Annotated in this window: 13 protein-coding genes and 1 pseudogene; 4 read left to right on the top strand and 10 right to left on the bottom strand. The window is 36.4% G+C overall.

What is annotated here, in order from left to right; genetic code table 11:
* Positions 1-7: 7 nt before the first annotated feature.
* The 3 genes from IHE43_RS13025 to IHE43_RS13015 all read right to left on the bottom strand — a co-directional run bounded on the left by IHE43_RS13025 (position 8) and on the right by IHE43_RS13015 (position 4,770).
* The gene (locus tag IHE43_RS13025; RefSeq protein WP_192184282.1) at positions 8-1,747 is read right to left on the bottom strand and encodes a glycoside hydrolase family 43 protein; all 1,740 of its coding nucleotides are present in this window, start codon (positions 1,745-1,747) and stop codon (positions 8-10) included.
* A 480-nt stretch (positions 1,748-2,227) separates the two neighbouring features.
* Complete coding sequence (locus IHE43_RS13020) at positions 2,228-2,476, bottom strand: hypothetical protein (protein ID WP_192184281.1); 249 nt, start codon at positions 2,474-2,476, stop codon at positions 2,228-2,230.
* A gap of 149 nt (positions 2,477-2,625) precedes the next feature.
* Positions 2,626-4,770, bottom strand: coding sequence for an alpha-N-acetylglucosaminidase (locus tag IHE43_RS13015; protein ID WP_192184280.1), 2,145 nt, complete (start codon positions 4,768-4,770; stop codon positions 2,626-2,628).
* 427 nt (positions 4,771-5,197) lie between these two features.
* On the opposite strand from IHE43_RS13015, the gene IHE43_RS13010 reads away from it, so the two are divergent.
* From IHE43_RS13010 to IHE43_RS12995, 4 genes are read left to right on the top strand one after another with little or no spacing between them, the layout of a single operon-like run.
* Positions 5,198-5,776 carry a phage tail protein gene (locus tag IHE43_RS13010; RefSeq protein ID WP_192184279.1) on the top strand — a complete coding sequence of 193 codons (579 nt, stop codon included), beginning with the start codon at positions 5,198-5,200 and terminating at the stop codon, positions 5,774-5,776.
* Positions 5,777-5,830: 54 nt separating this feature from the next.
* Positions 5,831-6,967, top strand: a complete 1,137-nt coding sequence (locus IHE43_RS13005; RefSeq protein WP_192184278.1) for an ABC transporter substrate-binding protein — start codon at positions 5,831-5,833, stop codon at positions 6,965-6,967.
* A 15-nt stretch (positions 6,968-6,982) separates the two neighbouring features.
* Entirely contained in the window at positions 6,983-14,122 is a 7,140-nt protein-coding gene (locus IHE43_RS13000) for a T9SS type A sorting domain-containing protein (protein WP_192184277.1), read from the top strand.
* Between the two features lie 52 nt (positions 14,123-14,174).
* On the top strand, positions 14,175-15,023 hold the full coding sequence (locus IHE43_RS12995; protein WP_192184276.1) for a hypothetical protein: 849 nt from the start codon (positions 14,175-14,177) through the stop codon (positions 15,021-15,023).
* Positions 15,024-15,131: 108 nt separating this feature from the next.
* Here the strand turns inward: IHE43_RS12995 and IHE43_RS12990 are convergent, their stop codons facing one another.
* The 7 genes and pseudogenes from IHE43_RS12990 to IHE43_RS12960 all read right to left on the bottom strand — a co-directional run bounded on the left by IHE43_RS12990 (position 15,132) and on the right by IHE43_RS12960 (position 26,336).
* On the bottom strand, positions 15,132-16,763 hold the full coding sequence (locus tag IHE43_RS12990; RefSeq protein ID WP_192184275.1) for a beta-N-acetylhexosaminidase: 1,632 nt from the start codon (positions 16,761-16,763) through the stop codon (positions 15,132-15,134).
* A 32-nt stretch (positions 16,764-16,795) separates the two neighbouring features.
* Positions 16,796-17,650, bottom strand: coding sequence for a fumarylacetoacetate hydrolase family protein (locus tag IHE43_RS12985; RefSeq protein ID WP_192184274.1), 855 nt, complete (start codon positions 17,648-17,650; stop codon positions 16,796-16,798).
* A 209-nt stretch (positions 17,651-17,859) separates the two neighbouring features.
* On the bottom strand, positions 17,860-18,624 hold the full coding sequence (locus IHE43_RS12980) for an SDR family NAD(P)-dependent oxidoreductase (protein WP_192184273.1): 765 nt from the start codon (positions 18,622-18,624) through the stop codon (positions 17,860-17,862).
* A 25-nt stretch (positions 18,625-18,649) separates the two neighbouring features.
* Positions 18,650-20,306 (bottom strand): annotated as a pseudogene (locus tag IHE43_RS12975) (UxaA family hydrolase).
* Between the two features lie 17 nt (positions 20,307-20,323).
* Positions 20,324-21,613: an L-fucose:H+ symporter permease gene (fucP, locus tag IHE43_RS12970; protein ID WP_192184272.1), complete on the bottom strand. Its 1,290-nt coding sequence runs from the start codon at positions 21,611-21,613 to the stop codon at positions 20,324-20,326.
* A gap of 214 nt (positions 21,614-21,827) precedes the next feature.
* Positions 21,828-24,086 (bottom strand): GH92 family glycosyl hydrolase, encoded by a 2,259-nt coding sequence (locus IHE43_RS12965; RefSeq protein ID WP_192184271.1) that lies wholly within the window; start codon positions 24,084-24,086, stop codon positions 21,828-21,830.
* 96 nt (positions 24,087-24,182) lie between these two features.
* The gene (locus tag IHE43_RS12960; protein WP_225585098.1) at positions 24,183-26,336 is read right to left on the bottom strand and encodes a glycoside hydrolase family 3 N-terminal domain-containing protein; all 2,154 of its coding nucleotides are present in this window, start codon (positions 26,334-26,336) and stop codon (positions 24,183-24,185) included.
* Positions 26,337-26,622 lie beyond the last annotated feature (286 nt).

Below are 26,622 nucleotides of genomic sequence, written 5' to 3'. Positions count from 1 at the left end.
CTATCCTCTATTTTACCTGAGCATCATTTGAAGCCGTAGCATATAATCCTACTAATGCTCCTGTAAAACCTCCGGCCACATTTGTCGAAAGAATATCTCCTGAAACGCTTCCTCCTAAATTTTCAAAATCGGTACTATTCAGCGCATAACTAAATTCGTAGCTGTCTCCTGTTGCTTTTACCTGTAAACGGATATTTTTTTTGATTTCTATTTTAGCACTTGCAATAATTTTTGACACTCCTTTTTCGGTTCTTTCCAATACTATATAAGTGTCTTTTCCTTTTTTTGTTATACCAAAAACATAATTAAAACGCTCGTTCTGAAGGCAAACAATTCCGGCAAGATCTTTTTCAGATACAGGTTTATAATCGATTGTTGCTGCAAAAGAAAAAGTATTGTGCTGTTGTCTGTAAAATAGTGTAGACGTTGGTTTAAGCTCTTTGATATTTACTTCAAAAGGTTTAATCTGAAGTCCTTTTTTGGTTATTGAAATAAAATTTTCACGAGGTCCTCTCAATCCTATCCATCTGTAATCTAATTTTTCAGAAGTGAAATTTTCGGTAAATGTGAAATTTCCATTAGGAAAAAATCCATCTTTACCCGTTTTGTTTTCAGTAACACCCTTCGGCATTTTAATTTTTGGTTCTAACGGCACTAATCCATTTTCAAAAACAGGAAAAACGCCTGACCAGTCTACTGGCAGCATAAAAGTTTCACGTCCCGTATTTACCCTGTCTTTATCATTTGGGCGAACACCCAGAAATACACCATAATATTTGTTATCAGGTCCTAAAACTAAATCGGCATGACCTGCCCAGTCTACTTTATCAGTTCTGTCTTTTGGGAAATATCTTTGTGTAAGGATTGGGTTATTTGATGCTGGTTTAAAAGGCCCTTTTGGACTGTCACTGATAAAAACCACTTCACTATGGTTTCCGCCGGTTCCACCTTCAGCACACATTAAATAATAATGTCCGTCTTTTTTATACAGATGAGGCGCTTCAATCCATATTGGTTTTTTAGAGAGATCTACACCGCCGTCTACTATAATTTTATCTGTGCCGGGAATTACCTTATCGTTTGCAACATCGTACTCCCAAACTTTAATCACACGATGACCTTCATACAATTCTTTTTCTTTATCCGGAGCATCGTTATGAACGATATACCCTTTTCCGTTATCGTCAAAAAAGATACACGGGGCAATTCCGTTAAAATCCAGTTTTATCGGACTCCCCCAACCTTTCATAGGATCTTTTGTCTTTACTATAATATTCCCCATATTGCCTGTAAAGGCTGTTACAATCATATAAAAAGTATCATTGTGAGGATTATACGTGATCCCTGGAGCATATACGCCTTGGCTAATACCAGTATCATGCGGATTAAATTCGGAGACCTTATTTAATACGCCTCCCAGATCGGTCCAATTCACTAAATCTTTAGAATGGAAAATCGGCACTCCCGGAAACATCGCAAATGAAGAACAAACCATATAATAATCATCTCCTTTTCTAGTAATGGCAGGATCCGGATAACATCCCTGTAAAATGGGTGAATAAAACTCATCTGATTTGAGGGGATTATTTTTATAGATATTGTCATTTCCTTGATACATAACATTAGAGAAAATAGGTCCTTTTTCAATTTGTCTTTTTGTTAGGGTATCTTTTACGGTCACTCCATTGAAAGAGAAAAGAAATAGTACTGAAAATGATAATAAGGAAAAGATGTGTCGCTGTTTCATTTGAATTGTTCGATTATTATTTAACATCTTAGAAATGTCAGGTTATACTAAAATATTCAACTTAAAATATACTTACATGATAAGTGTATTTATTACAAATATAAAAAAACAATCAAAAAAACACAACCGGTTGCTTTAAAATACTTTCATAAATCAACAACAAAAACAATTATAAAAAACATTGTATGAAATAAAATCGATAAAAATTAATATTTTTATCAATCCTGATTAGCAGAAAATTTAATGATTTGGAGGTATTCTTTAATTTTCTATTAAAAATTACTAAAGAAAAAATACATTTTCATGGATAGATTTAAGGAGTTAACTTTTATAACCATCCTTAAGAATAATAAAGATTTCAAAATTCAATATGGCTAAAAAAAAGTGCCTAACAATCGGGCACTTTCTGTTTTTTTTGGATCTACGTTAATTTATTAATGATAAACTATTTCGTTTCTGATTGAAAATTACAACCTGGAATCATTTATATATTGTTATTGTATCTGCCAGGTTTTCTCTATTAATAAATGCTGTAATATATTCCTGTACTTCATTAGTAGTTTCAACTGGTGTTTCAAATGAATTAATATGAAACTCATCATCCTGATCGAGAATATGTATTATTTCTGTATAGCCTTTAGAAATTAAACTTCCTTTTAATTTAATTATATTAAACTGCTGTTGACCATTCAATTCCTTACGCACTTTCAATAGTATAGCTTTTTCCATAATAAATATTTTAAATTAATAAGCCGTTAACTAATTTCAAATATAAAAATTAATTATTTGAAACTATTCATTAGAATAAACTTTAAATCATTATTTATCAACATGTTAATAACATATTTTATTAAAAGAATAATTGACAGCCAATATTCCTATTGCAAAATTGCATCAATCAAAGAATTTTCCTTTTCTTTTGTTAGCAACTTCGGTAAGAACATATTACTTTCTTCTGTCCATTTCTTTTCTATTTCGAAATAATTTGAAGGGTTTACCGCTTGATTACTTAAAAGAGTAAGTTGTTCTTTTTCAAACAATTTCCATCGGTCTAAATACAAAGAGCCTAATAATCCTCCCCATTCTTTAAAGGCATAATCGTGTAAATTGGTATTAGGATCATAAGGACCCCAAATCGTAATTTGCTCTTTTGCATTTCGTACTGATAACTCTTTATCTTTTGGTGTTGTACCAAAATCAGTTGCTTGTTTTAGCCAGGTATGTAGTGTGAAATGTGGATTACAATTTAACAACTCATCTTGCTGTAGAATCATCATTTGAAACTTTTTTGAAGCTGTTTCAAAAGCAACAGCATCCTTTTTATTAATGGCATCAATCATACTTTGATATACAACATCTCCTTTATTTGCATTAACCTGTCTGACTAAATCAATTTTATCAATCTGATAGGTTTCACTTTGCTCAAATTCTTTTGAAACGGATACAAAAAGTTTAACAGCTTTAGCAAACTTTGCTACATCGTAATTCCTTTTTCTGGTTCCCCATGAAGAAATACTTTCTACATTTGTGGAAGGTCTGGCGCAAAAAATAGATTCTGAGCCACCTTCCTGATAAATCTCGGGACTGCTGTAAATGGTTTCAAGAAATCCTTGCCAAGCTTCAAGAATTGTTTCATTAGGTTTACCATAACGATATTTAACGTAATTTTTTATCCATTCTTTAGTATCAACCTTATCTGTATGCCAACCCAGTTCTAACATAAAATCAATAGGAGCAGAATTATTATGAATTCCTTCAGGAATAATACCGATTCCGCTTAAAAAAGTATTATAAGAGCCTGTTTTAGCACGATAAACCTCATCTGCAAATCTTTGAATTTTACCATATAAGCTGACTTTATCTCCAAAATTACTTACATTACACCATATAAACGGAGTTCCATCATATGCTTTGCGAGTTTCCCAATTTGCTGTATTCTCACCAAACAATTCAATTATCAAAGTCTTTGATTTATCTAAACCGGCTAGTAATTTAGTTGATGGATTTTCCTGCCATCCCTGAAGTATCCATGTACTGGAAGGAAAAGAATGTTGCATTTGTTTTTGAATTTCTTTAGCACAAACTCCAAGATCAGCACCATTTGAATTTCCTCCCTCATGGAAGGGATCACCTCCAAAAAAACGAAGATCATTACCATATAATTTTTTCATTTCAGAATAATAAATGCCGGAAATTTTCTCAAAATAAGGATCTGTAGGCAATAAAAAATCAGGTCTGGTAAAACCACCTGCCCATTTTCCCTGATCTATGATTTTTACTTTTTCTTTATTTTTTAATGTTGTCGGAACCATTCCATAAAAGCCCTGCATTACCGGCTCAATTCCGAGTCCTTTCATTCTTTTTAAAATCTTTTGTTGCAACAAAACTTGTTGATCAATCATGTTTTGAGAAACCGGTCCTCCCCAACCTTCCAGATTTCCCATTAGCCACCATGCGCTAAAAGCCGGGCCTGGTATAAAATCAATAATCTCTTTTTGGGTGAATCCTAAACGTAGCATTGTATTTTGCCATACGGCTTCTACACCAACGGGAGCCAACATTAGGTTTACACCATTTAGTGCCATCCAGTCTAATTCGCGTTCCCAGTCTTTCCATGTATAAAAACTCATCGTATAATTGATCGTACAATAATTTAATGCATAACGGAACCTATAAGGAGAAACAATTCTGATTTTTTTATCAATTACTGGTATCTTTTCAAGGGGCTTCATGTTATCTCCCATATGCGACATATTGCGATAACAGTAATATTTCAAATACCAGTTTAAAGCAGATGATGCAGAATTGGCATCTGTTGCTCCAATATATATATTGCCTTTCTTAGAAGATAATTCAAACACATCTTTGCCATCTTCTTTTACTATTGGAGAAAAAACCAACTTGCCAGCCAGCCAGGGAACACGCCTGTTTGCTAATTCCTTTACTGCCTCGAACGATTGTGCATTTGAAGAAAAAACAAATCCGACAATCATCAGTATTACTGCGACATTTTTAACTTTCATATATACTTTTGTATTTTAATTGTAATCTAAAATATCATACTATTTTACAAAATAACAATACTTTACTATTCTTTGAAACTATCGTAGAATAAATCTTCTTATTCCCCTGGTATTATTCTTTAAAACTTTCATTACTTCATGTACTCCTTTTCCCGGTAACCTAAAGAATTTTATTCTCAGTTTCATTTTATTTTTTTGGTCTCTTTCTTAATTTTTAAGTATTCATAAAAAGCTATGAAATAAGGTTTTGTAAGACTAGAAATCAGGGTTAATAATAAAATCAGGTATAAATACCTGCTATTAAGATACTTATATAAATTAATTTAGCATTGTATTAAAAAACTGTCATAATATGTTTTGTAATAAAAATATAGCAGATAGTGAAATAAACAATAACTAATTAACTAACCAATTAAACAAAAAAATTATGGAACCATTTTTAGGAACAATTTTGGCTTTTGGATTTAATTTCGCCCCACGAGGCTGGCTACTCTGCTATGGACAACTTTTGTCAATAGCGCAAAATAGTGCCCTTTTTTCCTTACTTGGAACAACATATGGGGGTGATGGCGTAACTACATTTGCTTTACCGGATTTAAGAGGAAGATCTCTTGTTGGTCAGGGCCAGGGACCGGGATTAACTAATATTTATATGGGTCAAATATCCGGTACTGAAAACACTTCACTATTAATAACCAATATGCCTTCTCATGCACATCCGCTTGTAGCGGGTCAGGCTAATGTTTCTACAGTTGCTAATGCATTAAGCGGAGGTACAATAACCAATGAGACTGACAGTGGAAATAATTTTTTTGCTGCAGGTGGTGCTGTTCCTAATATTTATAGTGAACCGGGAGGTACAAATAATCCGATTGGTGGTATAGCTTCAACTATCAGCGGTATTACTGGTGTTGCTGGAGGCAATCAGCCCTTTAGTATCCGAAATCCTTATCTGGGTATAAACTATTGTATTGCTACAGAAGGAATTTTTCCTTCCAGAAATTAATACTATAAAAATGAAACAGAGGCAATTATGCCTCTGTTTTTTTAATCTCATTTTATGGACGATACTATTAAAATAGGAATTCTAATTCCAAAATCACAACAATACCCAACGTTAGACAGAGATTTTATGAGAGGTTTAAAACTTAATAATCTCAATGTCAAATTTTATGTGGAAAGTATTGGTATTGGTGCAGACGAGAAAATGATAATTGAGAAAATACAAAAATTAAATTTTCAGGAGGATATCTCTATTATGATTGGTCTTTTTGGACATTATAATATAACTGAAGTTTACAACTATACTTCTAAAAATGACATTCTGTTGCTTGTCGCAGATACCGGGGCAACATTGCCATATGAGAAGTCTGTATACAAAGGTGTTTACATTAATTCTTTTGGGCTAACGGAATCGTGTTATCATTTAGGAACTTATCTAACAGCCAAAAACTATCAAAAAATTGTAACCTCGACTTCATTTTATGATTCAGGTTATGGTATGCTGGCAGCAATTGAATATGCTTTTAAAGAAAAATCTATATTTTCAGGCCATTACATCACTCCTTTTGTGCCAAGAGAAAATGAGTCTGCATGCATGGATCACTTTATTAATTCGCATGAGCCTGATGCTGTTTTTGCTTTCTATAGTGGTTTATATGCAGAAGAAAATGCAGATTTTATAGTCCAAAATAAAATTACTAAAAAGTACCCTTTTTATGTTACTCCGTTTTTTATCACTGATAAAATTTTAGAAGAATATAAAAATGAGCCTCATGAACTTTATGTCGTAAGCTCATGGATGCAAAATGATACTGATGATATAGATTTTACTAATGAGTATAAAAACAAATACTCAGAGAACCCTTCAGTTTTTTCTGTTTTGGGTTATGAAAACGGGCTAATATTAAATAATATACTTCTTAATGCAGAGAATAATCTTAGTATAAGTTCCTTAATTGAAGAAATGGACAAATTAAATATAGCCGGTCCCAGAGGAAATATTGAATTTGATAAGGATACAAATAGAACAATGTTTAATCATTATATGTATAAATTAAATTTTGATTCTAATAACAATATAAGCTTTAACAGAATAAAAACATTCGTAAATGACGGACATTTTATTAAGGCTTTTACTTCGTCCACAAAACCTGAAAAGGTAAGTGGCTGGCAGAATGCTTATTTATGTCATTAAACAAAATTATATGTTATGAAAAGAAAATTACACTTAATTATTATGCTTTTGTGTGCATTTTTTGTGCAGCAAAATGTAAAATCACAAACTACCCTGGCAGCAGGTGATATAGCTTTTATTGGCTATCAAACCGCAGGTTCTGATGGCTTTTCTTTTATTACTCTTAAAGCCATGAATACAGGAACGCTCGTGTATTTAACCGAAAAAGGATGGGGTAACGGAACCTGGATTTCAGGTAGTACTGAACCCCATTTATTATGGACAGTACCGGCACTTACACCGGCAGGTACTATAATATCAATTGTCGAAACAGCAACAGCTGATACTTTCACAGTAACAGGAACAACTCAGGGTTCGATAACATTAGCTTTAGGGACAAGTTTTAATTTATCTGGTGGTGATCAAATGTTGGCCTATCAATCTTCGACAGGTCCGCAGCCTGCATCACCTACATTTATTGCAGGTGTCCATGCAGATTATAATCTTAGTGATTACGATACCACAACCAAATGGAATACCACTGCAGCAACTGGAGGAAATTCAAGCTCTTTGCCTCCCGGTTTAACTAATGGAGTAAATTGTGTTTCGTTATTTCCGGGAATGGCAGAAGTTGCTAACAGTAAATATTCCGGCACATTAACAGGTACTGTCGCTGCTTTATTAGCCAGCATAAATAATTATGCAAACTGGTCTCATCATGCAACTAATGATTTGGGTATAGTTCCTTCAAGTTACCCTGCACCTTCAGTATCAACTGTTGTAGCTGCAACCGTAACAACTACTACAGCTACAAACATCAAAGCCGTTTCTGCAACAATCGGTGGTAACGTATCATCTGATGGTGGTGATGCAACTGTACAAAGAGGAATCGTTTGGGCTACAACAGCAGCTCCAACTATTGCTAACAATAAAGTTCAAAATGGAACCGGAACAGGAACATTTAGTGCTACTATTACAGGGTTTCCATCTGCAACGACTATTCATTACAGAGCTTATACAACTAATAGCGCTGGTACAAGTTATGGGACAGAACTAACATTACTTACGGGTGCAGCCTTAAGTACTTCATCAACCTCACAAACTAACATCGCCTGTAATGGAGCATCCACTGGTGCTGCCAGTGTAACAGCAACAGGTGGTACTTTACCTTATAGCTATTCGTGGTCACCATCCGGAGGTAGCGCTGCAACGGCATCTTCACTTGCTGCCGGAACCTATACGGTAACAATTACTGATGGTGAATCAACTCAAATTACAAGAAACTTTACCATAACACAACCTCCGGTACTTAACGGAACTCCTTCTACAACTTCGGTTTCATGCTTTGGCGGAACTAATGGTACAGCTACTATTACAGCGTCCGGAGGAACTCCCGGATATACTTATCTTTGGTCGCCTTCTGGTGGTACAGGAGCTACTGCTTCAGGACTTACAGCAGGAACTTATAGCGTTACTATTACAGATGCCAATGCATGTACGAAAACTGTAACGGGTATTATAGTCGGAGGACCAACAGCTGTCCTTGACGGAACTCCAAGTGCAACAAATGTTTCCTGTTTTGGCGGCTCAAACGGAATCGCTACAATTGCTCCAACAGGTGGTACTCCCGGATATACTTATTTATGGTCACCATCTGGTGGTACAGGAGCAACAGCAACAGGACTTACTGCAGGAACTTATAGTGTAACTATTACGGATGCCAATTCTTGCACAAAAACAATAAGTGGTATTATAGTTGGAGAACCTGCAACAAATATAACAGCAACACCTTCTACAACTGCAGTCTCCTGTTTTGGAGGAACTAACGGAACAGCTTCAGTAGTTGCATCGGGAGGCACTCCCGGATATACCTATTCATGGGCACCATCTGGTGGTACAGGAGCTACAGCAACAGGACTTACTGCAGGAACTTATAGTGTAACAGTTACAGATGCTAATTTGTGTACGATTACTATAAATAACATCGTAGTAGGCCAACCTGCCAGTGTTCTTACCGGAACTCCAAGCACTACTTCTGTTTCTTGTAATGGAGGAACTAACGGGACTGCGACCGTAATTGCATCGGGAGGAACACCAGGATATACTTATTTATGGTCTAACGGAGCTACGACAGCTACTGCTACTGGACTTTCAACAGGTACTTATAGTGTAACTATTACAGATGCTAATTCATGTACTGCAACTGTAAATAATATTCTAATAGGGCAGCCTACAGTTATCACTGCCAATCCATCACAAACAAATGTAAGTTGCAATGGCGGTAGTAACGGTTCAGCAACGGTTACTCCTACTGGCGGAACCGGATCCTATATTTATCTTTGGTCTAATGGTGCAACCACTGCCACTGCATCTGGTCTTACGCAAGGAAATTATACAGTAACGATAAGTGATGGTAACCTTTGTTCTATCATACAAAACTTCGCCATTACAGAACCAACTCTGCTGGTTGCATCGCAAGGAACGATAAACAATGTAAGTTGTAATGGTGGTGCTAACGGTACAGCTACTGTTGTGACTACCGGAGGTACTGCATCATACAGTTATTCATGGGCACCATCTGGTGGTACAGGAGCTACTGCAACGGGACTTTCAGCAGGAACTTATACTGTAACAGTAACAGATAACAATCTGTGCCAAACAACGCAAAGCTTTATTGTTACTGAACCTGCTGTGCTTTCTGTTACAAGTTCGCAAACTAATATATTGTGTAACGGAGCTGCAACAGGATCTGCAACAGTAAACGTAACAGGCGGAACTGGTGCTTATACCTATTCCTGGTCTCCATCTGGAGGTATAGCTGCTACAGCAACTGGACTTACCGCAGGAACGTATACAGTTACTATTAAAGATGCTAATTTATGTCAGACAACAAAAACTTTTACTATAACCCAACCTGGTGCATTAATAGCAACACCAGCAGCACAAACTAATATAGGATGTCGTGGAGAAGCTACTGGATCTGCAACAGTAAATGTAACTGGCGGAACTGGTTCTTACAGTTATTCATGGGCACCATCCGGAGGTACTGCTGCAACAGCTTCCGGATTATTAGCGGGAACTTATACCGTGACAGTAACAGATGCTAATACGTGCTCAACAACACAAAGTTTTACCATCACACAGCCGGCAGCTGTTTTATCTGCCACTACAGCATCCACTGGAGTTAGTTGTTTTGGAGGTTCTAATGGATCTGCCTCCGTAACAGTATCTGGAGGAACACCCGGATATACATATTTATGGGCTCCTTTAGGAGGAACTAGTGCATCAATCTCGGGCAGACCGGCAGGAAATTATACCTGTACTATTACAGACGCTAATGGATGTACATTGGTTAAAAATATTACTATAAATACACCGGCAGTACTTTCAGCTACAACTTTAAAAACAAATGTTTCATGTAATGGAGGTACTAATGGCTCAGCTACTGTAAACGTATCGGGAGGAACATTAGGATATACTTATTCATGGGCTCCATCTGGCGGAACTGCAGCTACTGCAACGGGACTTGCAGCAGGAACTTATACAGTTACTGTTTCAGATGCTAACTCTTGCCAAACTACAGCAACGGTTACCATAAACCAACCTGCAGCTTTAACAGCAATGGCATTTAAAACCGATTTACTTTGTAATGGACAAGCCAATGGAACAGCAACAGTAAGCGTTTCAGGCGGAACACCCGGATATACTTATTTATGGTCACCTTCCGGAGGAACAGCCGCTACAGCAACTGGACTAGCAATAGGAAACTACAGCTGTTTAATTACAGATGCAAATGGATGCACACTTACTAAAAACTTAACAATTAATCAACCTGCAGTATTATCAGCTACAACAGCTCAGGCAAATGCAACTTGTGTGGCTGGAGGTCAGGCAAGTGTTACACCATCAGGAGGAACATCTCCTTATAATTATTCATGGGCACCTTCCGGAGGAACAGCTGCTACAGCAACAGGGTTATTGGCAGGAAATTATAGTTGCTTTATCACTGATTCTAATGGTTGTACAATCACTAGAAACTTTACAATTACTACAACAAATACATTAACAGCTACTACATCTCAAACAAATGTTTTATGTAATGGATCAAATACAGGAACAGCAACCGTAGTACCTGCCGGAGCTCCGGGTCCTTTTACTTATGTATGGGCACCTACTGGTGGAACAGCAGCAACAGCAACCGGACTTACTGCCGGCAATTATAATGTAACCATAACTTCTTCGAACGGCTGTTCAATCGTAAAAAACTTTACAATTACACAACCTACTGCAATAGTGGTTACACCTTCACAAACTAATGTAAATTGTAATGGAGGAACTAATGGATCAGCTTCTGTTTCAGTAACGGGCGGAGCGGGAGCCTATACTTATTCATGGTCTCCATCAGGTGGTACTGCTGCAACCGCGACCGGACTGAGCGCAGGGACATACACGGTAATTATTACAGACGCTAACCTATGCCAAAAAACACAGAGTTTTACAATCACGGAACCGCCTGCACTTACAGCTTCAACAACATCAACAAATGTTACTTGTAACGGTCTAAATAATGGTTCAGCAACAGTAAACGTAGCTGGTGGAACTGGTACTTATACTTATCTATGGTCACCATCAGGTGGAAACGCTGCTACAGCCAGCGGATTAGCTCCGGGTAACTATAGCGTTTTAATTACTGATGCAAACACTTGTAGTATAACCAAAAACTTTACAATTACTGAACCTGCTACATTAATTGCTTCTGTAGGTACTCAGACTAATATTTCGTGCAACGGAGGAAATAATGGATCAGCAACGGTAAATGTTACAGGTGGAACCGGAGCATATACTTATGCATGGTCACCTTCTGGAGGAACTGCAACAACAGCTTCCGGACTTTCAGCAGGAACTTATTCAGTAACTGTAACAGATGCTAACAGTTGTACTGCAACACAAAGCTTCCTTATAACACAACCAATTCAATTAACTGCTTCTGTTGGAGCGCAAACCAACGTTTCTTGTAACGGGGGAAGTAACGGATCTGCAACTGTTGCTGTAAGTGGCGGAACCAGTGCATATACTTACGCATGGTCTCCATCAGGTGGAAGTGCAGCTACAGCTTCTGGTCTTTCAGCAGGAACTTACACCGTAACGGTAACGGACGCCAATAGTTGTACTGCAACTCAAAGTTTTGTAATAACAGAACCAATTCAATTAACTGCCTCTGGTGGAGCTCAAACGAATGTTTCATGTAACGGAGGAAGCAATGGATCTGCAACGGTAAATGTTACAGGCGGAAGCGGAGCATATACTTATGCATGGTCACCTTCAGGAGGAACGGCCGCTACAACTTCTGGTCTTTCAGTAGGAACTTACACAGTAACGGTAACAGATGCTAACAACTGTACTGCTACACAAAGCTTCACTATTACTGAACCTATTGCATTGACTGCTAGTATAGCAACTCAAACTAATATTTCTTGTAATGGATTAAGCGATGGAGCTGTAAGTATCAATGTAGCAGGCGGTGTTACTCCTTACGCCTATTTATGGTCGAATGGAAGCACAACAAAAGACATCAGTGGCTTGATTGCAGGTAATTATACATTAACAATTACTGACGCTAATAATTGTTCTGTTACACAATCTGTAACCTTAATTACAACTCCAGATGTAACGGCACCAATTCCTAATGTAGTCAGCCTTCCGGAAATCACAAACTATTGTTCGATTTTATCATCTCAAATTCCTGTGCCAACAGCAACAGATAATTGTGCCGGAATTATAAATGGTACAACATCAAATCCTTTAAATTATACAACTGAAGGCAGTTATACTATTACATGGAGTTTTAATGATGGAAATGGCAATATTTCAACTCAAAATCAAACACTTAAGGTTGTAGCTTCTCCTGTAAATCAGGTTACTTTAAGTAGTGCTGAATATACTTTTGATAGTAATCTTCATACGCTGCAAGTGGCTAACCTTCCTGCAGGAGCTACTGTAGCCTACACTACTGTTCCTGCAACTGGAACAGCTAACGGTGCTACTAATGCAGGCGTTTATGCAATTACAGCAACGGTAACTCCATCTGTGACTACACCCAATTGTTCACCGGTAATTCTGACTGCAAACCTTACCATTAAAAAAGCGGCACAACAAATTATATTTGGAGCTTTGGCCCCAAGAATTCTTGGAAGTAACAACAACTTTAATTTACAGGCAACTACTAATTCAGGTTTACCAGTACGTTTCACTTTTACCTACACTTCTACCCTTCCACCAGCTAATGTTTCGACAACTGGTTTGGTTAATATGTTAAGGTCTGGAGAATTGTTAATTACGGCTCATCAGGATGGCAATCAAAATTATCTTCCGGCAGCAGATGTTTCGCAACTTTTGATAATTAAAAACAATGATATAACGGTTCAAAATATTACTATTGGCAGCAAAGTTTATAATAATCCTGCGAAAGATATTACCTATGTAATGTCATGCGGTGAAAACAATCCTAATGTCGCTATTGTAAATCAGACAAATGCTACTATTACACCGTCTGCCAGTTTTACAATTGCCACTCCTAAGGCAGGGATTTACACCCAAAACGTGACTATCACTTCGCAAGATGGAACTGCTACAGCCAATTATACTATTAAAGTAGAAAAGCCATTTTCATTCTATGATATTGTGAAGCAGAAGTTTAACAATGTCTTACTTGTAAACAACAACCCTCAAACAAATGGCGGTTATGAATTTGTTTCTTACCAATGGTTTAAAAATGGTCAATTAGTTGGGACTGGTCAATATTATTCTGCCGGAAATGAATCAAATTCTGTATTAGATACTTCAGCACTGTATAGTGTAAAAATGACGACTAAAGACGGAAAAGTACTTCAAACATGCGACGCTACTATTGTATTGCAAAATTCTTTACAGGCGAAACTTTATCCTAACCCAATTGAAGCAGGAAAGGTCATAACAATAGAAGCTGATTTTCCTGAAGAAGAATTACAAAACATGCAGATAACACTTTTCTCTGTTTCTGGTAAATTGATTAAAACAGTTCAGTCATCTACTGCCAAAACTGAAATACAATTACCTGAAATAACAGAGAGCAATATGTATCTTGTTGTTCTTGAATATGGTAACATCAAAAAATCATTCAAAGTAATTGTAAAATAAATAATCTGCCAGTACTATGATGACAATAGTACTGGTATAATTTAACTTTAAGATGAAAAAAAATATAAGCAACTCTATAAAATCATTGACTATAGTGGCACTTTTAATTATGTACCTGAATAGTTATGGTCAGGATAAGAAACAGGAACTATCCATATCCTTAGGTGGTCCGTTTTCCTATCTGGATTATTTGTCTGTAGGGGAAGTAGTTCACGGAAATGGATTTAGTGCAGGAATTCGTTATTCTTATTATTTAAGCGAAACTGTAAGTTTGGGAATTGGTGTAGAATATCAAACCTATAGCGCTGATTCTAAATCGCAATATATTTATGGGCAATATATGACCACAGATGCTGAAAGCGAATCTTTTCAGTTTCGATACAGAGCTACCAATTTGAGAGAAGAACAAAACTTAGGATATATTAATATCCCCATTGGTATTCAGTATGAAACGCCTGGAACTTCACAATTATATCTTGCTGCCGGAGCTAAGATTGGGTTTGCGGTAAACGGGACATACGAAACAAAAATCCAAAATCTGATTACAAGTGGCTATTATCCACAATATAATATTGAATTGTTTGCGCCCGCATTTGCCGGGTTTGCAAGTACAGACAATATCAGAACAAATAAACAGGATCTTGATACTGATGTATCTTATTCAGCTACTTTTGAAACTGGTCTAAAACAAAAAATAGGGACACGAAGTTCATTATACGTTGGTGTTTATTTAGATTATGGATTAAATAATATTTATGATAAACCTGAAAATAAAAATCTGATTCAATACAATCCTGAGCTGCCAGTACAGTTGGGATACAATTCTATATTTGATTCCTCACTTGCTTCTGATTTAACATTGGTTTCTTACGGAATCAAATTAAGATATGCTTTGCGTTAAAAAAATAAGCATCACAGCATCTAAATTACTTTTTGGATAATTAAAAAACGAGGAACTTTAGGTTCCTCGTTTTTCTTTTTAAAGATTTTCTTTCTTAATAATAACTTATTACTCTTTGAAATAGTTTGCTCCCCAAATAGTATATCGTTTTTTCATGGTTTCAATTTTCGTTTGAAATCCAGACCAGTTTTTGTTTTCTTTTGAAGACCATAATACTTCACTCAAAGCACTCAAACGAGGAAATATCATATACTCCACTTTGGCAGGATTTGCCATATATTCTGTCCAGACATTTCCCTGAGCCCCTAAAACGTATTTTGCCTGTTGTTCATTTAATTCTTTAGGAACTGGTTCATAACTATATACTGTTTCTATTGGTAAATAGCCACCAATAGTAACTTCTTTTTCATTTTTGGTTTGAGAATGATCTAAATAAACATGGCTGCCTGGTGTCATAATAACCTGATGGTTTTCTTTTGCAGCTGCAATTCCGCCTTCCTCGCCTCTCCAGCTCATTACTACGGCATTTGGAGCAAGTCCTCCTTCTAATATTTCATCCCAGCCAATTAGGGTTCTTCCTTTTCCATTAATATATTTTTCCATGCGCTGAATAAAATAACTTTGAAGACCATGCTCGTCCTTCAAACCTTTTTCTTTTATTAATTGCTGACAAAACTCGCTTCTTTTCCAGGCATCTTTAGGAGATTCATCACCTCCAACATGAATGTATTTTGAAGGAAATAAAACCACTATTTCATCAATAACATCCTGCAAAAATTTAAACGTATATTCACTTGGAACATAAACATCTGAGTGAACTCCCCAGGTTTCCTGAACAATTTTAATTCTTCCGTTTGCCATTTCCTGCTTACTCTTAGCTGAAATCATATTGTCAGGAAGTTGCGTTTTCTCATTCGGAAAACAGCTCAACTCCGGATAAGCAGCAATAGCAGCACTACTATGTCCCGGCATTTCAATTTCCGGAATTACGGTAATAAATCGGTCTGAAGCATATTTAACAATATCTTTTACTTCTTCCTGAGTATAAAAACCACCCTCTGGTGTATTATCGCTTCCTTTACCCGGATAGCTGCCAATAATGCTCCCATTTCTCTTAGAACCTATTTCAGTAAGCTTAGGATATTTTTTGATTTCGATTCTCCATCCCTGATCTTCCGTTAGATGCCAATGAAAATAATTCATTTTGTGCAAAGCCAGATAATCAATATATTTTTTTACAAATGCAACAGGAAAATAATGGCGTCCCACATCCAACATCGCTCCTCTGTAAGCAAAACGAGGCTCATCTTTCACTTCTACTGCTGCAATTGCGAGATTTTTACTTTTTTCAACGGGCAATAATTGAATAAGGGTTTGCATTCCGTAGAAAGTACCAATAGCAGCATTTCCAGTAATTTCAACACCGTTTTTACCTGATTTAAAAGTATAGCCTTCACTTTTAAGGCCTTCAATATTCTTTTGACTGCTTAATTTGATGTAATTTTTATTTGCCTTTTTAGCAATTGGCAATACAAAACCATAATAATTAGATAAATAACCATTCAGAAAAGCAGCCGTAGCATTATCTTCTTTATTGGTAACAACCAAACTTGTTTGTGAAGTAATCACAAAATTTCCTGCATTTCTCACAACTTTTACAGGCTGCGGAATGATATTTACTTCTTGTGCAAACGATAATGTAGTGCACAAAAGAAGTGAATAGAAAAATGACTTAACCATGTTTATTATTTATTAATTACTACTGTATTTCATTACTTACTGTACGCTACTGCAGTTTGTTTGCTGGTTCCTAAACCTTCAATTCCCAATTCTACAATATCACCTGCTTTAAGATAAATTGGATCTGGTTTTATTCCCAAACCAACTCCCGGAGGCGTTCCTGTACTGATGATATCGCCAGGAAGCAACGTCATAAACTGACTTAAATAATGTAGTAAAAATGGAATTTTGAAAACCAAATTCAATGTATTACTGTCTTGGTATTTTTTACCATTTACAGTCAGCCACATCGACAAATTACCAACATCTTTTACTTCATCTTTAGTCGCCAAAAAGGGCCCAAGTGGTGCGAATGTATCGCTTCCTTTTCCTTTTGCCCATTGTCCACCGCGCTCTAACTGATAAGCTCTTTCACTGTAATCATTAAGCAGAGCATAACCTGCAACATAATCCAAAGCTTCCGCTTCTTCTACATAACTTGCTTTTTTACCCACCACAAATGCCAGTTCTACTTCCCAGTCTGTTTTTTTACTATTTTTTGGGATGATCAAATTGTCATTTGGCCCACATAAAGAAGTAGTCGATTTAAAAAAGATGATTGGCTCCGTCGGAATTGGCGCACCGGTTTCTTTGCAGTGATCTACGTAATTTAGTCCAATACAGATTATTTTTGAAGGTCTCGCCACAGGAGAACCTAAACGTACACTAGCATCAACTTCAGGTAAAGCTGGATTACTATCTAATGCTTTTTGCAATTTCTCCAAGCCATTTTCTTCAAAAAAATTTTCGTTAAAGTCTGTTACAATTGACGAAACATCATATCTCTTTTCACCAATTAAAACTCCTGGTTTTTCTTTTCCTATTGCTCCAAAACGTATTAATTTCATTTTTTCTTTTTTAAGGTTCTCAGGTACTAAGGTTCTGAGGTACTAAGTTTTAAAGAGCCTTAGCATCTTAGTACCTCAGAATCTCAGTACCTTTTTTAAATTATTTATTTTAAAGTTGCTGCGTTGTATTTTTGATAGCTATTACAACTGAGAATCTAAGTCTAAAAAAACCTTAGAATCTTAGCTTCTCAGAACCTTAGCCCCTTTTTTCAGTTATTTAATTTGATAAATCCTCCGTCGATTGGGTAATCACAGCCTGTGATGAATCCGGCTTCGTCGCTGCATAGGTATAAGGCCAATGCTGCGATTTCATCTGGTTTTCCCATTCTTCCTATTGGTTGTGACTGTGATAATTTTTCGAACATTTCTGCTTCTTTACCCGCGTAATTTTTCGAGATAAAACCATCAACAAAAGGGGTGTGAACCCTTGCAGGTGAAATAGAATTACAACGAATGTTTTCTTTTATATAATCTTTTGCAACAGATAATGTCATGGCCATAACAGCTCCTTTGGCAGTTGAATAAGCAAACCGGTCCGGAATACCAACCCACGCTGCGATTGATGCCATATTGATAATGACACCGCCATTTGAAAGCCTAAATTGTGGAATCGCTGCAAACAAACAATTATAAACTCCTTTTACATTTACCTCCATTACGCGATCAAAATCTACTGCCGGCGTAGTGTCTACTTTTCCAACATGTGCGATTCCTGCGTTGTTGATTAGAATATTGATGTTGCCGATTTTTTCGAATGTTGCTAAAACTTCTTCCTGGTTGGCTACATTACAGGCATGCGAAACTACTTTTCCGCCATTTGCTTTTATTTCTTCAACAGCTGTTTTAGCACTTTCCTCTGTTAGTTCAATAATATGAACTTCAGCTCCCTGTTTTGCAAATAAAACCGAAATAGCTTTCCCAATTCCGCTGCCACCACCGGTAACAACCGCTTTTTTATTTTGTAATGAAAACATGTATTTTTTGTTTAAAATTTTAAAATTATAGTGAAACTCCTCGTTTCCACGGAATAAAATCATCCTGGTTTAATAAAACTGCCTTTGGAATAATTTCACCACTAGCCGCTTTAATACAATACTCCAAAATATCTTCACCCATTTCTTCAATCGACTTTTCACCACTAATGATCGGACCACAATCGATATCAATAATATCGCTCATTTTTTTTTGCCAAAACAGAATTTGTAGCCACTTTAATAACAGGGCAAACCGGATTCCCTGTTGGAGTTCCCAATCCTGTTGTAAACAATATTAAGGTTGCTCCAGCTGCTGCTTTACCGGTTGTAGCTTCCACATCATTTCCTGGTGTGCAAACCAAACTCAAGCCAGCTTTTGTAACCTGCTCTGTATAATCTAAGACATCAACTACTGGCGCTGTTCCTCCTTTTTTAGCTGCTCCGGCACTTTTTATCGCATCTGTTATTAACCCGTCTTTGATATTCCCGGGTGATGGATTCATATGAAATCCTGAACCTACTTTATGCGCCAAAGCATCATAAGACTGCATTAAATCAATAAATTTCTTAGCAACCGTTTCTGATATACAACGATCAATTAAGTTCTGTTCTACTCCACATAATTCAGGGAATTCAGCTAATAATACTTTACCACCCAAAGCCACCAATAAATCTGAAGTATAACCTACAGCCGGATTAGCAGAAACTCCACTAAAACCATCGCTTCCTCCACATTTAACTCCTAAACATAATTCGCTTAGTGGTGCGGCAACTCTTTCTTGTTTGTTTATTTCAATTAATCCTTCAAATGTCTTTTTAATGGCATCAGCAATCAATTGTTCTTCGCTTTTTGATTGTTGTTGCTCAAAAATAAAGATCGGTTTATCAAAAGAAGGATTTTGTTTTTTGACATCATTTGTAAAATCCTGCACTTGCAAATGTTGGCATCCCAAACTCAGCACTGTTATTCCTGCCACATTTGGATGATTCGCATACGAAGCCAATAAGGCACTCAAAGTAGCCGAATCCTGACGCGTGCCTCCGCAACCACCCTGATGATTTAGAAATTTAATTCCGTCTACGTTTTTAAACACCTTATTCGCATTATGATCCGGCGTCAATTGTACATCAATTGCCTCCAGACTTTCTCCTTTTTTATAGGCTTCAAGTAAATGATGTGTATATTGAGTGTATTTATCACTTACTGAATATCCTAACTCATTATGCAAGGCTTCACGTATGACATCGAGATTTCGGTTTTCGCAAAATACCGTTGGCACAAATAGCCAATAATTGGCTGTTCCAAAACGACCATCACTTCTTTTATATCCTTTAAAAGTTCTATCCTTGTATTTTGAAACATCTGGTGCCTGCCATGTAAAATCAACATCGCGATACTGATACGGTTCTGCTGCATGTTTAAGATTGTCAGTTGTCATTAAACTCCCTTTGGCAACATCATTTTGCACTTTTCCAACCAGGACTCCGTACATAATTATCTCAGCTCCCTCTTTCAAATCACTGGTATAAAATTTATGTTTTGCCTTAATAGTATCTTGCAGGATATATGTCTCTTTCTCAAAAGTTACACTTTCTCCTTTTGCCAAATCCGTTAAGGCCACCAGTACATTGTCTTCCGGGTGCATTTTTATCACCAGTCTTTTAACTCCGTTATCTAACATATTATATAAAATAGAATTTATGCTTTATTTGTTTTATGCCCGTTAAATGCGAACAATAGTATTACTGAAAAACAGATCAGCGGAACTACATAACCATTCTGAATACTTCCTGTAGCATCTGAAATGAATCCTAAAACCGGAGGAAGTAACGCTCCCCCAACTATTGACATTACTATTAATGAAGATCCGATTTTGGTATTATGTCCAAGTCCGTCAATTCCCATTGAAAAAATCGTAGGAAACATAATGCTCATAAAAAATGCAATTGCAATTAAAGTATAGACCACTAACATTCCCGTTCCGATTATAGCTACTACTGATAATAGCATAGTGACGATCGAATAAATGATCAATAACTTTCTTGGTTGTATATATTGCATAAAGAATGTTCCTGCGAAACGACCTAACATAAATGCCAGACCATAAAAACCTAAAAATTTAGCTGCGATATCTTCATCTAAAGCTGCCGAAGTTGTCGCCATTTTGATAAAAAAACTTCCTACACAAACCTGTGCTCCCACATAAAAGAATTGTGCTAAAATTCCCCATCGTAAACGCATTGATTTCAAGGCTCCGGCAAAACTGGCACCCTCTGCTCCTTCTTTATCTTCATCTTTCACATCGGGCATGTTGGTAAAATAAAAGACTACTGCTACTGCCAGAATAATCAATCCTAAAATCAGATAAGGCATCTTTACACTTGCCGCTTCTTCTAAAATATGAGCGTGTAGTGCTGCAGGAGCCATAGCATCTAATTCAGTCTGAGTTAAGTTTTTCCCTGATAAAATCATTGGTCCAATGTATGCGGGAGCAATAAAAGCTGCCAATCCGTTAAACGATTGTGAAAAATTCAATCTTTTGGTTGCCGTTTCAGATGGTCCCAAAATTGTTACATATGGATTAGCCGCTGTTTCCAAAAATGTAAGTCCACACGCAATGACAAATAATGCCCCCAAAAAATAGATATATTGCAATGAATTAGCAGCAGGCACAAACAATATTGAACCAATACCAAACAAAACCAATCCGATCATGATACCTGATTTATAACCGTATTTTCTCATGATGTAACCTGCTGGCAAAGCCATGACAAAATAGGCTATGAAAACAGAAGAATCGATTAAAGAAGATTCTAAGTCGGTAAGATTAAATGCTTTTCTTAAATGTGGAATAAGTATCGGATCTAAATTGTGTACAAATCCCCAGAAAAAAAACAAACTGGTTACCAATATAAAAGGAAACAGCCACTTTTTATTCTCTTTGGAGCCAAAATCCTTTTCAATATCTATCTGAGTTATTAATGCCATATCTTTTTTATTAAATTCATACATTTTTAGGAATATAAAAATATAATACCTGAGGTATAATAATTAATTCAATATTACCCTTGTTTAATTAGTAATTATCTTTTTCCCTAAAATTAGAACAAATAAAAATGCACTTACAAAAAATCCGGAAAACATTTCTATTTGTAATAAATAAAAAACATCTTCCGGACTCACTACTCACTCCTTCAAAAAATTATTCTGCAGAATAAGGTCTGTCTTTAGTCGAAACACCCCAGGTTTTAGAAGGTTTTTCACCCATAGTAAAAATCAATTCTCCTCCCTTCATGATATCCGAATGAAGCAGGTAACTTTTGGTATACGCCTTTCCGTTCAAAGTTGCTTTTTGAATGTATATATTTTTTGAACTGTTGTTGATGGCTTTCATTGTAAAACTTTTTCCATCAGCTAAATTCAACACTGATTCATCCATAGTTGGACTTCCGATAACATAAATTCCGTTGAAAGGATTTACAGAATACATCCCTAATGTGCTCCAAACATACCAGGCAGACATTTGTCCAACGTCTTCGTTTCCACACAATCCATCTGGTTTGTCGCTATATAAATTATCAACGATATAACGTACTTTTTCGGCTGTTTTCCAAGGCTGTCCTACGAAATTGTATAAATAAGTAATATGGTGACTTGGTTCGTTTCCGTGAGCATATTGCCCAATCAAACCTGTAATATCGTTTGATGCTTCAGCTCCCATATCGCCTTTAACGGTAAACAAGTTGTCTAGTTTTTTCGTGAAAGGTTTTTCTCCTCCCAACATTGCAATTAGTCCTTCAACATCGTGAGGCACTAACCACGTGTATTGCCAGGCATTTCCTTCTGCAAAATCATCTTTCATATGTGCTGATTTAAACGGATCAAAAGGTGTTCTCCATTGCGTATCGCTTACTTTTCCGCGTACAAAAGTGGTTGAAGCATCATAATATCTTTTATAAGCTTTTGAGCGATTGAAGAAATAATTATAATCTTCCGTTTTGCCCATTTTTTTAGCCATCATGGCAATCGCACCATCCGAGATTGCATATTCCATTCCGATCGCTACTGATTCTTTCAGACTATCTGCCGGAATGTAGCCTATTTTTTTGACGAAATTTAATCCGCGGTCGTCCTGCATAGCAGTTGCTTTTACTGCTTCGAAAGCCAATTCAGCATCAATTCCTTTGATTCCTTTTAAATACGCATCAGCAACAATCTGAATGGCGCTGTTTCCAGGCATACAATAGGTTTCATTTCCCATCAAATGCCAAACCGGAAGATGTCCCGTTTCCTGATAAATCGCCAACATCGTATTGACCATATCCGAAACTTTCTCTGTTTGTGTTAAGGTAAACAAAGGGTTTGCACCCCGATAAGTATCCCACAATGAAAAAGTAGTCAAATTGGTAAATCCTGCTGCTTTATGAACTTGTTTGTCTGAACCATAATAATCGCCATTACTGTCATTGTAAATCGAAGGCGCAATCATGGTGTGATATAAAGCAGTGTAGAACGTTTTTAATTTGGCATTATCATTTGATTTTACCGCAATTTTATTCAGCTCTTTATTCCATTTTTCATCAGCCTGATCTGCTGTTTTTTCAAAGTCCCATCCTGCGATTTCTTTTTTAATGTTCATCAAAGCATTATCCATGCTTACTGCCGAGATTCCTACTTTAATTTTAATCACTTCATCTTTTGAAGTTGAAAATTGAAGTACCGCTTTTGCACTGTCTCCCAAAACCACTTTGTTTATCATCTCCTTTGTACTGTTGTACAATTGAATTTTTTTTGCCGGCTTAGATAATATTGCCGCAAAATAAATTCGTTGGTCATTTGCCCAGCCTTTCGAAAAACGATAGCCTTCAATTAAAGTGTCATTCTTTACACGGATGTAAGTATCTACAGCTTTATCCCAACCAATTCCTTCAACCAAATCTAAAATGATATGTGATTTGTCTGAAGACGGAAAAGTATATTTTTGAAAACCAACTCTTTCCGAAGCAGTCATTTCAGCTTTGATTCCGTTTTTCTTCAAAATAACCGAATAATAACCCGGTTTTGCTATTTCATCTTTATGATCAAAACCTGAAATATATCCGTTCTCCATGTCTTTCGCGCTTCCTTTTTTCAGATTGACTTTACCAACCGCGGGCATAAAAAGAAAGTCCCCAAGATCACCAATTCCCGTTCCACTTAAATGCGTGTGCGAAAATCCGATAATAGTCGGATCAGAATAATGATAACCCGAACACCAATCCCAACCTTGCGAAATATTGACAGGCCCTAACTGAACCGCCCCAAAAGGAACATTTGCCCCCATAAAAACATGTCCGTGAAATCCCGTTCCAATAAAAGGATCTACATATTGGGTTAAATTTTGCTTAGAATTCTGACTGTGCAATTGCAGCGAACAAACTCCTAGAATTGCAAAAAAAGCTGATTTAAAATTTTTATTCATCTTTCTTCTGTTATTTTATACAAAGAGCAAAGCATAAAATCTTGCTTCTTACTTCTTGCTTCTCTATTCTATTTTCTATTTTCTATTCTCGTTTCCTTACTTCGCAATTTCAAAACTCGTTTCCAACATTACATCTCTCGAATTCGAACCGATTTTTACTTTGTATTGTCCTTCGTAAATTTTAAACTGTTTTTTAGTATCATCCCATTTTTGAAGTTCTGTCAGTGGAATTTCTAAACTGATTGTTTTTGAATCCCCTTTAGAAATTGATATTCTTTTAAAAGCTTTCAATTCTTTTAATGGCATTCGGTCTACATTTGGATATTCGATATATAGCTGAGCTACTTCATCAGCATCGTAATTTCCGTTGTTTTCAATTTTTATTTGCATTGAAATTTTATCCGAAGTCGATTTAATATTCTCCGGTTTTTGAATCCAGTTGTATCCAAAAGTCGTATAGCTTAATCCAAAACCAAAAGGATATTGTACCTCTTTGTCGAAGTAACGATAGGTTCTGCCTGCCATAGCATAGCTATTATAATCTGGTAAATCACTAAAAGATTTATAGAAACTAATTGGTAAATGTCCTGATGGCGATACTTTTCCGAAAAGAAGATTAGCCAAAGCAGTTCCGCCTTGTTCACCTGGATACCAGGCAAAAACAATAGCATCAACATAAGGTTCAATTGCCGAAATATCTACTGCACTACCACCAGTAATTACGGCTACAAGAGGTGTTTTCGTTCCTTTTCTAAGCGCTTTAATGTAGGCAATGTGTGAAGCAGGCAAATCCATATTTTTTCGGTCACCTTTTCCATCAGCCAGGAAAGCATCTCCTTCTTCGCCTTCGTAAACAGGTGTAAAACCAATTACTGCAATTGTTAAATCAGCCATAGAAGCAGCCCACACTCCACCAAAATTGGTTGTATCTGTAAAGTCGCAACCCATATCGTATTCTATACGGGTATCAGGATCAACAGCTCCGGCAATTCCTTCCACAAAATTCACCGCTTTATCAGTAATTCCATGATAATTTCCTAGTAGAGCATCCAAAGAAGCAGCGTTTGGCCCTACCACCATCAGCGATTTATAATCTTCTTTTTTCAGAGGCAGTAACTTTGTTTTCTTCTCACCTACTTCTCCGTTTTTCAATAAAACCATACTTTGCTCTGCCATTTTTCGGCTAAGATTTCTATGGTAAGTATTGGCTATACTATCGATACCATATTTTCTATACGGATTGTCTTCAGGTTTGTCATAAAACCCAAGTTTGAATTGTGTTCGCAACGTTGGAGCCAAAGCATTATCAATGTCTTTTGCAGTAATCAATTTCTGATTCAGGGCATTGATAGCGTCTTTTTGCAGCAATCCGCTGCAATCCATATTCACGCCTCTTTTTATTGCTTCTGCAGCAACTGTTACACTATTTGGCAACGTTTTATGTCCTTCATAAATGTCTTGTAATGCCCAACAATCGGTTACTACATGTCCACCGAATTTCCATTCTTTTCGTAAAATATCCTGTAATAATGTTTTTCCCGTACAACAAGGTTCAGAATTCACGCGATTGTAGGCGCACATTACTGTTTCAACTTTCGCGTCAACAAGCTTTTTGAAAGCATACAAATAGGTTTCTCTCAAATCTTTTTCATCTACAATAACATCTATTGAATGTCTTGTTTTTTCAGGCCCGCTATGCACAGCGAAATGTTTGGCACAAGCTGCAGTTTTCATGTATTTTGGATCTGTTCCCTGCAATCCTTTAATGTAAGCCGTTCCCATTTTTCCGGTCAGAAAAGGATCTTCTCCATAAGTTTCCTGTCCTCTTCCCCAACGCGGATCTCTAAAAATATTGATGTTTGGCGACCAAAAATTTAATCCCATATATTGCAAACGACGGTCCTTGGCAACCGCCATATTGTTCTTTGCTCTGGCTTCAGTCGAAATAGAATTTGCTACTTCATTTAATAAATCATCATTAAAAGAAGCTGCCATCCCGATAGCCTGCGGAAAAACAGTCGCTTTACCCGCTCTGGCTACGCCATGTAAGGATTCATTCCACCAATTATATTGCGGAATATCCAATCGCTTAATTGCTTTGCTTTCAAATCCTAACAAAGAAATTTTCTCCTCAGTAGTCAATTGTTTCAATAAATCTTCTACTCTTTTATCAATTGGTAAATTCTGATTTTTATAAGGAAATGCTTTTTGCTGGCCTTGCAGCATACTTACGCCGAAACAAAAAATCATTATTAAACTGTAGCTTTTTAAACAATTCATTATTGTATTTTAATTATGTTAATACTAAAACAATGGTAACGCTTTAAATTTAAGCGTTTTATATAATACACAGAAAAAAGCATTCTACTGTATTTTCTGCCAATTTTATATTCTTTTAGAAATTGAAAGATATAGGGACTTCCATTTATATATTAATTCAATATTATCTTTGTTTAATCAATTTTTACCTTTTGATAAAACAAAACAGTGTTATTTCCTGTTACAATTCAAAAATATTTATCTTAGCTTTTAATAA

It is taken from the genome of Flavobacterium sp. MDT1-60, assembly GCF_014844035.1.
Taxonomy (GTDB): domain Bacteria; phylum Bacteroidota; class Bacteroidia; order Flavobacteriales; family Flavobacteriaceae; genus Flavobacterium.
Note: the sequence above shows the minus strand (reverse complement) of the source record. Positions and strands in the feature narration are given on the sequence as shown.

Bases quoted from the DNA above. Each gene is read 5' to 3' on its own strand.
- IHE43_RS13025 (WP_192184282.1), bottom strand. From the start codon at position 1,747: ATGAAACAGCGACACATCTTTTCCTTATTATCATTTTCAGTACTATTT.
- IHE43_RS13020 (WP_192184281.1), bottom strand. From the start codon at position 2,476: ATGGAAAAAGCTATACTATTGAAAGTGCGTAAGGAATTGAATGGTCAA.
- IHE43_RS13015 (WP_192184280.1), bottom strand. From the start codon at position 4,770: ATGAAAGTTAAAAATGTCGCAGTAATACTGATGATTGTCGGATTTGTT.
- IHE43_RS13010 (WP_192184279.1), top strand. From the start codon at position 5,198: ATGGAACCATTTTTAGGAACAATTTTGGCTTTTGGATTTAATTTCGCC.
- IHE43_RS13005 (WP_192184278.1), top strand. From the start codon at position 5,831: ATGGACGATACTATTAAAATAGGAATTCTAATTCCAAAATCACAACAA.
- IHE43_RS13000 (WP_192184277.1), top strand. From the start codon at position 6,983: ATGAAAAGAAAATTACACTTAATTATTATGCTTTTGTGTGCATTTTTT.
- IHE43_RS12995 (WP_192184276.1), top strand. From the start codon at position 14,175: ATGAAAAAAAATATAAGCAACTCTATAAAATCATTGACTATAGTGGCA.
- IHE43_RS12990 (WP_192184275.1), bottom strand. From the start codon at position 16,763: ATGGTTAAGTCATTTTTCTATTCACTTCTTTTGTGCACTACATTATCG.
- IHE43_RS12985 (WP_192184274.1), bottom strand. From the start codon at position 17,650: ATGAAATTAATACGTTTTGGAGCAATAGGAAAAGAAAAACCAGGAGTT.
- IHE43_RS12980 (WP_192184273.1), bottom strand. From the start codon at position 18,624: ATGTTTTCATTACAAAATAAAAAAGCGGTTGTTACCGGTGGTGGCAGC.
- fucP (WP_192184272.1), bottom strand. From the start codon at position 21,613: ATGGCATTAATAACTCAGATAGATATTGAAAAGGATTTTGGCTCCAAA.
- IHE43_RS12965 (WP_192184271.1), bottom strand. From the start codon at position 24,086: ATGAATAAAAATTTTAAATCAGCTTTTTTTGCAATTCTAGGAGTTTGT.
- IHE43_RS12960 (WP_225585098.1), bottom strand. From the start codon at position 26,336: ATGATTTTTTGTTTCGGCGTAAGTATGCTGCAAGGCCAGCAAAAAGCA.